The organism is Solitalea canadensis DSM 3403 (genome assembly GCF_000242635.2).
Lineage (GTDB): Bacteria > Bacteroidota > Bacteroidia > Sphingobacteriales > Sphingobacteriaceae > Solitalea > Solitalea canadensis.
Window position 1 is genome coordinate 3,283,426 of sequence record NC_017770.1, and the last position, 14,536, is coordinate 3,297,961.

The 14,536-nt window shown below is 36.0% G+C and carries 8 protein-coding genes and 2 tRNA genes; 6 read left to right on the top strand and 4 right to left on the bottom strand.

The features are described 5' to 3' along the window. Positions 1 to 39: 39 nt before the first annotated feature. Together SOLCA_RS13520 and SOLCA_RS13525 are read right to left on the bottom strand one after the other, a co-directional pair. Complete coding sequence (locus tag SOLCA_RS13520) at positions 40 to 1,944, bottom strand: SusD/RagB family nutrient-binding outer membrane lipoprotein (RefSeq protein WP_014681019.1); 1,905 nt, start codon at positions 1,942 to 1,944, stop codon at positions 40 to 42. Positions 1,945 to 1,965: 21 nt separating this feature from the next. Next, on the bottom strand, positions 1,966 to 5,091 hold the full coding sequence (locus SOLCA_RS13525) for a SusC/RagA family TonB-linked outer membrane protein (RefSeq protein WP_014681020.1): 3,126 nt from the start codon (positions 5,089 to 5,091) through the stop codon (positions 1,966 to 1,968). 268 nt (positions 5,092 to 5,359) lie between these two features. On the opposite strand from SOLCA_RS13525, the gene SOLCA_RS13530 reads away from it, so the two are divergent. The 5 genes from SOLCA_RS13530 to SOLCA_RS13555 all read left to right on the top strand — a co-directional run bounded on the left by SOLCA_RS13530 (position 5,360) and on the right by SOLCA_RS13555 (position 9,012). Then, positions 5,360 to 6,607: an ROK family protein gene (locus tag SOLCA_RS13530; protein WP_014681022.1), complete on the top strand. Its 1,248-nt coding sequence runs from the start codon at positions 5,360 to 5,362 to the stop codon at positions 6,605 to 6,607. Positions 6,608 to 6,807: 200 nt separating this feature from the next. Continuing rightward, positions 6,808 to 6,879 (top strand) — tRNA-Glu (locus SOLCA_RS13535). A gap of 49 nt (positions 6,880 to 6,928) precedes the next feature. After that, a tRNA-Glu gene (locus tag SOLCA_RS13540) sits at positions 6,929 to 7,000 on the top strand. A 758-nt stretch (positions 7,001 to 7,758) separates the two neighbouring features. Next, complete coding sequence (locus tag SOLCA_RS13550; protein WP_014681024.1) at positions 7,759 to 8,343, top strand: Crp/Fnr family transcriptional regulator; 585 nt, start codon at positions 7,759 to 7,761, stop codon at positions 8,341 to 8,343. Between the two features lie 72 nt (positions 8,344 to 8,415). Next, a complete protein-coding gene (locus tag SOLCA_RS13555; protein ID WP_014681026.1) occupies positions 8,416 to 9,012 on the top strand; it encodes a hypothetical protein in 597 nt (198 codons plus the stop codon). Between the two features lie 53 nt (positions 9,013 to 9,065). Here SOLCA_RS13555 and SOLCA_RS13560 read toward each other — a convergent pair whose 3' ends face one another. Both SOLCA_RS13560 and SOLCA_RS13565 read right to left on the bottom strand, forming a co-directional pair. Next, positions 9,066 to 10,184, bottom strand: coding sequence for a lipid II:glycine glycyltransferase FemX (locus SOLCA_RS13560; RefSeq protein WP_014681027.1), 1,119 nt, complete (start codon positions 10,182 to 10,184; stop codon positions 9,066 to 9,068). A gap of 179 nt (positions 10,185 to 10,363) precedes the next feature. Continuing rightward, complete coding sequence (locus tag SOLCA_RS13565; RefSeq protein WP_014681028.1) at positions 10,364 to 11,422, bottom strand: hypothetical protein; 1,059 nt, start codon at positions 11,420 to 11,422, stop codon at positions 10,364 to 10,366. 532 nt (positions 11,423 to 11,954) lie between these two features. Between SOLCA_RS13565 and SOLCA_RS13570 the strand changes: the two genes are divergently transcribed. Then, complete coding sequence (locus SOLCA_RS13570) at positions 11,955 to 14,426, top strand: TonB-dependent receptor domain-containing protein (RefSeq protein ID WP_014681029.1); 2,472 nt, start codon at positions 11,955 to 11,957, stop codon at positions 14,424 to 14,426. Positions 14,427 to 14,536 lie beyond the last annotated feature (110 nt).

Consider the following 14,536-nt stretch of genomic DNA (forward strand, 5'->3'; position numbering starts at 1 on the left):
TTTAACTATGAAAAACATTATTACTACTGTTTTTTTAGCTTATTGCTGTTTTGCCCACCATAATGGGGTAAGCACTGCGTCATCTCCGTTCAGGAATGATTTTGCCTGTTCGTACCCTTTAACGTTTGCATTTGGCAAGCTTGAAGGATATTTAATGCGTTGAGGGAAGAATTTAATATTACTTGTCATATAATTTGACGAGTTCAATGCAGGTAAATTCACTAAAGGAGTTTCGATCGCAGGATTTTCAAAGAATGGTAAACCTAATCTTCTTTGATCATTCCAAGCTTCCAATGGTAACCATGGATTCTGAGCGATGAACTTTTGAGTGATAATTTTTGTTAAATGATCATTTCTAACGGTACCGTTTTTATAAAGATCATTTTTAGGGTAAGAAACAGTAACCGTACCATTTGCACCAGTATAACCATTCTGATAGTTCATGGTATAAGTAGCATTTGGTTCAGTAGTATGATCCCAGTTTACTGAAGTTCCAACTCTGTTAAAATCTTGCGAAGCAAGGTAAGTTCCTAAGTAAGACGAAACGCCCCAATAGTCGAAACTTGATTTGATACCAGCTTCATATGCAGCTTTTCCTGATACAGGAGTACCCCAACCACGTTCAGCAGCCTCTGCTAATAAGAAATAAGTTTCCCAAGCAGCAAAGAAAATACGTTTGTTCTTGCTATCTCTGAATTTATTTGATAGACGAGGCATAGTACCTTCATAGGTTACTACCTGGTTTTTGGTACCTTTAGCACCCCAGCTACCTGCTACGCGTGCATTCCATGTATACTTAGCATCAATGGTTTTAACTTTATTACCTGCATCATCCACTAAGTCTCTTACTGTGTTTACAGCATCACCTCCTGAATTGGTGAAATCAGGGTTTGATACATCACCTGGGATAATGAAAGCTTTGTATGCACGAGGATCGATACTGTATGGTAAACCATCGAACCAATAGCCTGCTGAAGGATCATTAGTTTTAGTAGTAAAGTGATCATCAAATTTCTGGCCCATCCAGTTAGCTGGTTTTATGTATGAAGAGAAATCAGCTGACAATTGATCCTGAGATTTAACACCTCCTAAACCTAAATACAGATTGTTCATTGAAGCTGCAATTGGCTGAGTGTTCCAAGGACGGCTCATTACACCTGTTAAGGCATCCCATCCATCTTTCTCTTGCACCTGGAAAGCTTCAATTGGAGTAATAATAAGGTTATCAAGAGTAGTAGCTGCCGCTTCAAACTCTATTTTAGCTTTATTAGCATCCACTTCTGACAATCTCATTGCCAAACGTAAACGCATAGAGTTGGCATATTTTTTCCATCTCTTGTAATCATAACCATATGCAGGATCTAAATCTTTTAATCCGGCAGGGTTAGATACAGTCACATCAAGTTTTTCACTTGCATCTTTTAACTCTGCTAATGCGAAGTAATACACATCTTTTACGCTTGAAAACTCAGGATTTTCTCCTTGGAATGCATTAATTGGAATCGGACCAAAGTTATCTGACATTTCACTCATCAAATAAGCTCTCCAGATACGTGATACCTGAATTAGGTTACTTGTATATGGTTTAGCCTGACCTTTTGATACCTGCTCATTTGCAACTTGAATAGCTGTATTAATTGAATTTAACCAGCCTGAAACCTGGTCATAATAAGCTGAAGTCCAGCCATCGTTATATGTACCACCCGATATGGCAGTTACACTATGCTGGTGGCCAGCTGTTTTCCAATATAAAATGAAAGATCTTTCCGCAACATCAGGATTCATTTGAGCACCAATAATTGAATTATTGATAAAATACTCAACCTGAACCTGATCCGGACTTGCTGCCAAAGGATCTTTGGTATAATCATCAAATTTACTGCATGAGGTTGCAAGCATACCAGCTGCTAACAACACACATGATTTCATTAATATATTTTTCATTGTTAATCTCAGTTAAATTGTTTAGAAACCTAATGTTACGTTAAACAAGAATGTACGGGTTGTAGGAGCACTTGCATTTTCAAATCCAACAGCGTTGGTACCTGTTGCATAAACAGACTCAGGATCAACACCATTCATGTGGCTCTTAATTAACCACACATTGTTACATGTTACACCAAATTTAGCTCTCTGAATAGGTGTTTTAGATAAGAATTTGGCAGGAAGATCATAGCTTAACTGAACGTTTCTCAAACGGATATTTGATGCATCATATAAGTTAGCTTCGGTAATACCTAAGTTACCGCCTGCAACTCTATCCCAGTATAATTGAGGAGTAACAGCTTTAGTATTTGCTTCGTATTTGTTTGTAGTTGGATTTAATACAGCTCCACCTACAACCATGTTATCTCTTGCCCCGTTTACCACAGTTGCAGCAGCTGTTCCTGTTGCTTGCATTGCAGCATTAGTTCCTGAGAAAATTTTACCACCAAAACGACCGTCAAACATAAATGATAGTCCAAAACCTTTGTAGTTGAATGTATTGGTGATACCTACAAGATCAGTTGGTTGCTGATTTCCAAGTCTTACGATCTGCTCATCTCTTTGAGGCAAACCGTTTTCGTCAACCAGTAACTGGCCATTAAAAGGACTTGATGCATCGTTAACGCGTTTGAAACGGCTACCATAGATATCTCCGTATTTCTCTCCTACTACTGCAACAATCTGTACATCATCATAACCACCCAAAGGATAAAGATTAACATCCTGGTAAAGCTCTTTAATAATGTTCTTATTAGTAGAGTAGTTAACCATTAAGTTCCAGTTCAATGACTGTGGATTAGTTAAAATCTTAGCATCAGCAGTTATTTCAAAACCTCTGTTTTCGATATTACCAGCATTGATTTTTTTGTATTTGTAACCACTTAATGGGTCCATTGGAAGGTTGATCAACTGATTGGTAGCATTTGATTTGTACCAGGCAACGTCAAATCCAAAACGACCTTCAAAGAAGCGCATATCACCACCCACCTCAAACGATTTGATCAACTCATTTTTAACACTTGAATCAAACAAAATCTCATTTCTTGAAGCTGTAGTATTTCCGTTCGGATCTTTATCGATTTTATAGGTATTGTATAACTGATATGCATTCATATCGTTACCTACCACTGCATAAGAAGCTCTTAACTTACCATAGCTGATCCAGCTTGGCATATTCGCTCCCATTTTCTCCATCATATCAGTAAATACATTTGAAACGCTTATAGATGGATAGAAGAAAGAACGGTTCTCTTTACTTAATGCTGTAGTCCAGTCATTTCTGAAAGTCGCATCAACAAATAAGTAAGCATCATAATTTACTTGTAATGAACCATAAACAGAGTTGATCTTCTTTTCAGTTCCTAACTGGTCAACAACTGCATTGTTTTTACCGTTACGTAGTGAGAATAAATCTCTTGCATTTAACTCACCAACACTATTGGTTAACGAGCTGAATTTCTGAGACATTAAGTTACCGCCCAAAGTAGCCACACCTCCTACTTTACCGAAAATATTATCCTTTTTCGCGGTAAATAATGTACTGAAGTTAGTTTCCTTAAACGTTTGTTTACCCATACTGTATCTACCTGTAGGAGTAATAGGGCTTCCTCCATATAGTTTTGCTTCGAAATTAGTAGTGTACATATCTGCACCGCCTTTAACCTCAGCATTTAACCAGTTGGTAAATTCATATTTCAAAGATCCATTCATCATCAAACGATCACGAATATCTTGATTGTTATTATATTTACTTGTCCAGTAAGGGTTTACCTGTGAAGTATTACCTCTGTACCAAAGCATATTGTTATTGGCATCTAAAGGATTACTGAACTGAGTAATATCAAGGGATCTTGGAAGCAGATACGAAGTATAGAAAGCATTATCACCACGTGGACCACCTTGAGGTCTGTTTTGTGCATTGCTATTAGTATACTGAACTTTGGTATCTACTGTCCAACGATTTTCCGGTCCAAAATGACTTACTGCTTTTGCCATTAAGTTTAATTTATTCAACTTAACTCCCGGGATCATGCTTTTATCATCCAGATAGTTTAATGAAGAATAAATGGAGGTTTGGTTATAAACTTGTTGGAAGGTTACGTTTTGGTTATATGATACCCCTTGATCAAGATAATTGCCTACGTTATCATAAGAAGCCATAGGTGTGTTTTTCCCATCCCAGGTTTGAACTGACTGACCTTCAATTTTTGGTCCCCAGCTTAGATTTGATTCTTTATTATAGATGTTGTTTTCGCCCTGACCAAAGCTGTTTTGCATTTTAGGATTAGTAAACACATTTTCTAATCCAACAGATGAATTTACAGTGATACCAAGACCATTTTGTTTTTTACCTGATTTAGTAGTAATCAAGATAACACCATTACCAGCTCTTGATCCGTAAAGTGCAGCAGCAGATGGGCCTTTTAATACTGATAGACTTTCAATGTCTTCAGGGTTAATATCTGACATACCATTACCCATATCAAGGGTAGGGTTCCAGAAGTCATTGTTAGTAGCACCGGTGAAGTTATCAACCGGAACACCGTCAACTACTACTAATGGCTGGTTAGAACCAGTTAGAGAGTTATTACCTCTTAACACAATTTTAGAAGAACCGGCAGGACCATTACTTGAACGAACAACCTGTAAACCTGCTACTTTTCCTGAAAGCGCATTTGCTATGTTGTTTTCTCTTGTTTCAACAAGGTTCTCTCCTTTTACTTCCTGTACTGCATAACCAAGAGATTTTTTCTCTCTCTTAATACCTAATGCAGTAACCACAACTTCACCTAAGCTTTTATTCTCAGCTTCAAGTACAATGTTGATAGTTGATTGTCCGGTAAAGGTTACTTCTCTTTTAGCAAAACCAAGGAAGTTAAATGAAATTACTGACTGAAGTGGTACGTTAAGCGTGTAATTACCATCAACATCCGTAGTTGTTCCTTTTGTCGAATTTTTAACACTTATAATAACACCTGGCATCGGCAACCCGTCGGGTGCGGATGTAACTTTTCCTGTTACTTTATTTTGAGCCATAACAACTGTGGAGAACAGCAGCAAAGCAAACAGTAACAAGGCATTCTTTTGAGTAAAGATTGCTCTCATAATTTTAATAATTGATTTTAAATGGTAAGAATTGGATTTTATATTAATAATGGTTGTGTTTCGAAAGCTCGCTTTGGTCATTGTACAAAAATTGGTTTTCTAGTATTTTATTTCGTCCAACCCACATTCCGTAGAACTTCAAAGAAGTGCTATAACGTTTTAGCTAAATATATGTTCGCTATAAGCAATCTTTCAGTATCTTTATAAAACAAAGAAAGTACTTTTTAATTATTTAAAAAAGTTTATTTAACTTTTATTTTACTTTTTTATGTTTACGGCGGTTATTTCAATTAGATGGGAACACTTACTAAAAAAGATAAAAAACAATAATCTGAAAAATAAGATCCTTAAACAGCTGTTTTTCAACCAGTCTCTCTCCTGCCTTGATTTAAGTGAACAGGTTAATAAAAGCATTCCTTTTGTAACCAAGGTCATTAATGAAATGATTGAGGAAAATATAGTAATTGAAGATGGCTACGCTCCTTCCAGTGGTGGAAGACGACCATTGATGTACTCATTGAAGCCGAATGAAATGTTTATTGTTTCGGTTGCAATGGATCAACTCACTACCCGAATTACGATAATAGACTCCTTAAATAATTATGTAAAGCCACTTGAAACCTATGAACTGTTGCTTAAAGATAATGATAATGCTATTCCTCAGCTTATAGAGTACATAAAGGATTACATCCAGCGATCAGGCATTCCTGAGAAAAAAATTATTGGAGTAGGAATTGGAATGCCCGGATTTATAGATACTGAAAAAGGTGTTAATTATACTTTCCTGCCTACTTCGGATAAAAGTTTACAGGAACAGCTTAGCGAAGCTTTGTCGCTGCCTGTTTTTATTGATAATGACTCAAGCTTAATTGCGTTAGCTGAGCTTAAATTCGGTATGGCTAAATCAAAGCAAACAGCATTGGTAATTAATATGAGTTGGGGCGTTGGGTTGGGAATGATTTTAAACGGAGAACTGTTCAGGGGACATACTGGATTTGCGGGTGAATTTAGTCACATCCCGACCTCTGAAAACGACACACTTTGCAGCTGTGGTAAACGAGGCTGCCTTGAAACAGAAGCATCATTGCTACTGGTAGCTCAAAAAGCACTGGATGAAGTTAAGAGCGGAACTGTTACCAGCTTGAGTACTATTTTAGAAATGTCTCCTAAAAATGCAGCCAAGGCTATAATGGAAGCTGCAAATAAAGGCGACCAGTATGCAGTTGAATTGTTTCTGAATGTGGGTTATGCCTTGGGAAAAGGTGTTGCCATATTGATTCATATTATTAACCCAGAGGTTATTATTATTAGTGGCCGTGGTGCTGAAATTGGAAAGATTCTCCTTCCTTCCATTCAACAAGCGTTGCATAAATATGCCATCCCAAGATTAGCTGATAGTACAGCCTTAAGTATTTCATCAATGGGTTTTGATGCTGAAATAATTGGAGCAGCAGCTCTTGTTATTGAAAATCTTGACAAAGCAACCTCAGAGCCTGTGCAAGAACTAATGGATTAAGCTATTTCAATCAACAAAACATAAAAAAATGGCGCTAATAATCAATCAATTAATTAATAGCGCCTATTTTTTAAAATAAAAATATTGATTTTTTGCTTAATAACTTTACCTTTGCACCTCGTTCAAAAGAAATCAATTTTCATAGGAACGAAAGATTGGTTAGTTGAACTGATTTAATCTGAAATAATTAATGCCATTATGGCCCATTCGTCTATCGGTTAGGACGTTAGATTTTCATTCTAGAAAGAGGGGTTCGATTCCCCTATGGGCTACTTTTTTAGCTAATAGCTGTTAGGTTGTTAGCATTTAGGATACCGTTATGGCCCATTCGTCTATCGGTTAGGACGTTAGATTTTCATTCTAGAAAGAGGGGTTCGATTCCCCTATGGGCTACAAAAATCCTGTAAGTAAATACTTGCAGGATTTTTTTGTTTATACACTTTAACAGCCTTACGTTATTTATTCCACCTTATTCTGTAAATATCATAAAGCTGATTTACCTCTATAGTTTCACCACCACCCTTTCAGTCAGGCGTTCAATTTATGATATTCTCAAATATTTTTTTTGAATTGGTTCTAAGTACACTTATTCTTATAAACAATTGTATTATTAGAATAAATGCAAAAATGAATATGAAATAATCTAGGGTAAAACCACACAAAATAAAAGTTGGAATTAAAACAACTTCAACTAGGGTATCTATATAATAAACAAACCTGAGTGTTACTCCATTATTCAAGTCCAAAATTTCAAACTCGCCTTTATCTATTTTCCCAAAAGCTTTTATTCTTGAACCAAACTTCCATACGTTGTTTTCAAAAAACAATTGATTACCAGATAAATAAACAACTTCATACCCATCTTTTTTTACTAATGAAAGTAATCTATCAAACAAAACATAAGGACGAATATTTGTAGGTTTTGAAATCTGATATTTAAACTAAGGTTGACTCTCATAGTTTCTTATATATTTTACCCTAAAATTAAGGCTACCCTTTGCTTACTAATTTCACCATCAATATAATATAATTCACAGCAAGAAACTAAACTTAATCATTAATTATTTTTACACTAACAAAACTTTAGGCTGGTGCATTTATGAAATATATTCTTACGTGTCTTTCTCTAACTTCGCCTAAAATCTCCCATTATGAATACCCATAAAATAATGCAGCTCATCACTCCTATTGTGTCGCTTAATAATCACGAGACAGATAGCTTTATCAGTTGCCTTGCTGTAAAACACTTAGAAAAGAATCAGCATTTTCTACAAGAGGGAAACATCTGTGATGCAATTGGATTCATAAACTATGGAACTATGATCTATTATAAAACGTCTGAAAAAGGCGATGAGATTACAATTGATTTTGCTTTTGAAGGAGATTGGATAACTGATAACTTCAGTCGACTAAAGCAGGCTCCTTCCTTAATTAATATTAAAGCAATCGAAAACACCGAATTACTCGTTCTTAAAAATGACAAGTTAACAGCTCTATACGATGAAATGCCGAAACTTGAGAAACTGGGAAGAATACTCACGGAGCAAGCGTTTCTAAGAATTACACAACTCAGTATAGACTTACAGGTATTATCGGCAAAAGAAAGGTACATTAAACTTCTTCAGCAGTATCCTACAGTTTTTCAAAAAATCTCCCTCTATCATATCGCAAACTATCTTGGAATAGCTCCAAAGTCCTTAAGTAGAATTCGCAATGAAATTGTAAGCAACAAGTAATTTGGTAACAAATGCGGAGTAGTTTCACTGCTTATAATCGGAGTTTTGCTTATGTATTTAAACTCAATGATTATGAAAAGTTATTTTGTGGTATTGATTTTACTGCTGTATACTGCTAAAGTGTTTGCACAAACAGATACCTTAAACACGCAAAACACCAGACTGGGAAATTATAATGTTAAACAAGCCTTTGAAGTGGAAAGTTTGGTACCAATGTTTCTTACCAATGGTTACCATTTTGCGATTGGTTATCGATATCATCAGTTTAGGATCAGGGCCAGCGTAATAAATGGGGGCTCTTATAATGCGGAGCCGGCAGGACTTAAGAATGCTTCAGATGATTTTAAAAGGTTCTATAAAACTTCGCCTGGGATTTTCTTAGGCTATAATATTTGGAAAAATCTTGAACTATATACATTTCTGGAAATGCACACCTTCGCAATTGAACAAAAAAGCACCGGAATTCAACATAACATACGAAGTAATGACTTTGGAGGAGGAATAAGCTACCAATTCTTTATCGGAAGGTATTTTTATGTTCAACCAGGTGTTCATCTTTATCTGAGAGGCAATGAAAGCATGGATTTCAACGGAATTAAATACAACATACCAACTGCGGATTTCTCTCCTGTTTTACGCTTGGGGGTACGTTTATGGAGAAAATATTAGGCTACTAGCAGGAATAAAAGAGTGCATTTTACACACTCTTTTATTCTAACAAACTATAAATGATAGCCTTGTGCTTTCATTTCAGTTGCCGTATAAAATCCATACATTTCATCATTTAGCGGATAATCCCAACAGCCCATTCCATGATGCAAGTCTCCTCCAAATCCGGTTTTAAACTTATACAATCCATACATAGGATGTGATGGATCTGGTCGCGGTGCTACACCAAATAAATCATACTCCGTACACCCTCTTTTTTTAGCAATGTTCATGGCTTCCCATTGCAGTGCATACGTAGCCATATAATTTCGATTCTCGGATGATGATGCCCCATACAGATAAGTCCCCCTATTGCCTGCAATAACCAAAAACATTGCAGCCAATGGTTGTCCGTCGATTTCAGCCAACAAAAGTTCAACATCTGCCGGAGATGAAGTGTCATTTGCCTGTGCGGTTAATACTGTTCTGAAATATTCTAGCTCATTCAAGTGAATATGATTCCGTTTAGCAGTCTCTTTATATAATGCATACCAAACCGAAAGATCCTTTAAGCCAATTTTTCTTACGGCAACTCCCCTTCGGGTCGACAAATTAATATTGTACCTGGTTTTGGGTTTCATTCTTCTCAATAGCGCTTCTTTGTCTTTCCTGAGGTCCAGAAAAACGGTATTAGAAGGAAGAATATCTGAATTCGACTTTTTCAGATTCCAGTTTTGTGTATTAAAGTTAACGCGGAATTCCTGATATCTCTTCGCTGGTGGACCAACCCATACGCCATTCTCATCATAACTATCCTTTTCATGTGCCCATTGAGACTCCCAAGCCAAGTCATACCTAATCATAATGCATTTCTTTGGAAGATATGATCTTAATGATTCGGATAATTCTTCCAGAAATAAGCCTTGATTTTCGGTACATGGCTCAACTTCAGGACCATATGGTACATAAGCAATAGAATGCTCGTTGTCTATTTGTTGAATAAGCACCAACAAATCGCCAACAATTGAAGATTTACTATCTGCATTAAAAAGCGCATCCTCCTTAACTTTAAAATCAAACGCTTTTGAACTGATTCCCTGCTGTTGTTTCACTTTTGACCAAAATGCAGTTTGCTGAATTATAGCCGTTTTGTAAACATCTCTTATTTCTTTCTTTTCAATCTTTACGATCATGTCATTTATAACCTTATTTATAGTCGTTTTAACCCTGATTTATAACCCCAAAATCCTCGAAGATAGCCAACCTAAAGTCAAAAGGAGAATTAGAGTGCAACTGTAATGACAATGATATAAACACAAAGCGCATCGACCTTATAATGGCCAATGCGCTTTTTATATCTTTATTTCAGCTATTATTTAATTTCGGAGGAGGATGCCGCCTGAACTTCTAATCTAACAGTGTCAGCTCTTTGATCAACCAAACGAACCATATCACCCTCTATCTTAAACTTTCCGGTTCCTGCAATTTCCCATCTATCGGATTTACTCATATCACAATCGAAGTAAGCATAATTAACTGTTATCGAATCTCCATTATACATCATATTAATGGAGTCAAACTGGCGGAACCAACTTGTACCATAGGAAACGAAATAACCGTTATTAATTTGTTTCAACAAACCAGGTTCTTTTCTGAACCAATGTTGTAAATAATTCAACTGCTTCTCTGAGCCTTGGTATCCAAAATCAAGTGCATCAATCAACAGGTTTTTGAAACCTGAATAATTGGAGTTGCCTTCCACCTCAGCTATAGCATAATCAGCCCCTGCCATGCGACTATAATATCCGAGCACAGCTCGCACTTCTTTCGGACAAGTATATACGTACTGGCTATTAACAGTAATGGCAACTACAGAATCATTTGATTCTTTCTCAAAATTATTCTGCAACCACAATATCTTAATAAAACCTTCAGGTGTAGGCCCCGGGTCTTTAACCCAAATCAACCCTTTATCAGGAATGGTCGATCTGAAAGTTTCCTTAAGATTTATCGAATCAACTCTTTCAGTTTTTGGGTCAATAAATCCACCTTTCATTTCCCCATTTTCAATATCAGCCTGAACGATGTGTTTTAAGCCTTTTTCAAGTAGTGCACTAGCTTTTAAATGACCTTCTTTGGAGATTTCACCTTCCAAAGGAATTCTCTTACCACTTTTTTTAACCACGGCAAAGCCCTTAACTTTACCATCTTGCGCAGTAAGATTCACAACCACATCTTCCCTGTGGTTAATTTTCCCCGAAAAGGAACGTTTGAAATTTTGATTTTTATCACCCTGTTTTCCGGCAGAGCCCGTCTTTGGTTTATCTATAGATTCTTCATTTTCTTGAGTAACAGCGTTAGATTTATCATTTTTACAAGAGAATAGCGTAAATGTTAGAACGATCGTTAATAATATGTGAGCGTTCTTCATAAGAAATTAGTTTTAAAGAGCTTTAGTTGCACGAATATACACAAATTATATTCCTATTTGCAAACACCTCATTTAAAACATTTTACAATATGTTATAACACATAAATGTAGAGATTATTTCCCATAACAATTAATTAGTTTAATTTCTAAGTAAATATTTAATATTCATTATAGTTATAAAAACTTCATCAATTATTTTCCCTTATAAAATTTCAATCATTTAGGTATCTATGACCTAAATGATAAGTAAATAACCTTTTTCCTCATCGGTCAAAAATCGCAAAAAATCGCTTGGCAACTTACATAAAACCTAACATCCAACTTTAAAAGTATTGATTTACAGACGTACATTGCTATACATAGTACATTGTTGTAACAAATACATTGTATAGCACTTTTGTTACGAAAAAATTTCAGATCGTCTGCAACCTCACTATTACATTTGACGTCAGAAACTTCAAAACAACTGCAGCTCCGGAACTGCAGGATGTGAAAAACAGAAAAATCGATACTAACACTTAACAAAACTAAAATGAAAACACTATTTGCCTTTGCGCTCTCTATCCTAAGCTTTGGCGCATTTACAGCAGTTGCTCAAACAAAGCCTGCATCTACCGGAGTATGTAAAGTAGTTGGTGCTATTAAAGCTCCAGATCAAAAACCTGCAGAATATGTAACTATAGCATTGTTGCGTGCTAATGATTCAGTTTCTGTAAAGGGATTAACTACTGATCAAACCGGAACATTCGAATTTTTTCAGGTAAAAGAGGGTCAATATATACTTTCTGTTACTTCATTTGATTACAAACCTTTTTATACTAAACCCTTTGAGGTTAAAAGTGGCGAAACCAGCAAACAACTGGAAACTATAACATTAGCTGCTTCAACAAAAACACTTAAAGAGGTAACTGTTGTGGGCAATAAGCCTTTAATTGAACAGAAATTAGATAAAACTGTACTAAATGTTGAAAGTAGCATTGTAAGTAGCGGCGGAACTGCCATTGAAGTTTTGCAAAAAGCTCCTGGTATTACAGTTGATAATGATGGTAACATTAGCTTAAAAGGAAAAAGTGGTGTAACTGTATTAATTGATGGTAAGCCTACTTACATGTCGAATGCTGAAGTTGCAGACATGCTAAAAAACATGTCATCGGCAAGTATCAGCCAGGTGGAGATTATGACGAATCCTCCTGCAAAGTATGATGCTGCTGGTAATGCCGGTGTGATCAATATAAAGCTTAAAAAAGGTTCTAATACAGGCTTCAATGGCAGTGTAAATGCTTCGTTTGGACAGGGTATTTATGCCAAAGGAAATGGTGGAATTAATTTAAACTACCGTCAGAAAGCCTATAATGTTTTTGGTACCTACAATTACAGTCAACGTAAAAACATGCAGGAATTAGACTTATCTCGAAGTTTCTTTGCTGCTGGTACTGGAAACCTAAGCCATTCAATGTTGCAAAACGCTGATATGAAAATGCCTTCGCATAATAACCGCTTCAAGGCTGGGATTGATTTATTTCTTAATCCTAAAAGCACATTAGGTTTTATGGTAAACGGTAGCATTGGTACTTGGGAAAGTTTGAATCCTACTTACTCACAAAAAGTAAATCCGGCTCATCAAAGCGAAGGTAGCTCTTACTCACAGAACCATATTACCGAAGATTGGAATAACTTTACTTACAACGTAAATTATAAACTTACACTGGATACAAGCGGCCGTGAATTAACTGCTGATGTGGATTATGCTCAAAATAAGTACGGATCAAACCAGCTTTACAACACCACCTTTTACAACTCACAAGGACAGCAAGATCCTGGAAATCCTCAGTTAATCCAGAAAGGGGTTATTCCTTCAACAGCAACTATTGTAACTGCTAAAGTTGATTATACTCATCCGTTCGGCAAAAAATTAAAGATGGATGCTGGAGCTAAAACAAGCTATGTAAAAACTGATAATGCTATTGATTATTACAATCAGGTTAATGTTAATGAGTGGGCTCATAGCGACAGCTCTTCTAACCACTTTAAATACACTGAAAATATCAATGCTGCTTATATTAATTTTAGTAAAGAATACAAAAAATTCAGTTTCCAGGTAGGATTACGCGGTGAGCAAACCCGTACAGAAGGTGATCAAAGAACAATTGATTCGGTGGTAAAACGTGATTATTTCCAATTGTTCCCTACTGCTTATGTTAAATACGAGATCAATAAAAGCAATACGATACAATTATCATATAGTCGTCGTGTAAACCGTCCTGATTACGAGAATCTAAATCCATTCCGTAATGAGATAGATCCGTATACTTACCAGATTGGTAACCCGTATTTACAACCTCAGATTAGCAACGCTGTTGAATTTAGCCATGTGTTAAAAGGTAAATATACAACAACAGTTAATTACAACCGCACTTCTGATGTAATGACGATGGTTACAGCGCCGGGAGTACGTCCTAACTCAGTGTATGTTACCAACAAAAATTTAAGTACACAGGATAACTATGGTATCAGTTTTAGTACACCAATTACTTTTGCCAAATGGTGGAATGCAAATGCTTATGCAAGCGTTTTTCACAATGGATTTAAAGGAAAATACCTAAATGACGACGTAAACCGTCAGCAAACTTCATTTAGTTTTAATGCACAAAACACGATCACTTTTGGAAATGGCTTTACAGGAGAAGTTAGTGGTTTCTACAATTCTAAAATGATCGATGGTATTCTTGATATTTATCCTATGTGGATGGTTTCAGCAGGTGTTCAAAAATCTATACTTGACAAGAAAGGCACTATTAAGCTAAATGTTAACGACATTTTTAACAGTCATAAATTTAAGGGAGCCATTAAATATTCAGGAATGGATATCGATGTTAAAAATAGATGGGATAGCCGTGTAGCAACATTGTCGTTTACTTATCGTTTTGGAAACAGCAATCTTAAAGTTTCGCAACGTACTAGCAACAATGAAGAAGCAAACAGAGCAAAACAAGGTAAAGATTAATTAATCACCCATTCATTCCCTATTAATCTAGTTAACTCTATCATATATCAGGAAGGCTGTCATTTTTCAACGACGGCCTTCCTTTGTTTTAAATAAAAACATCAAATTTG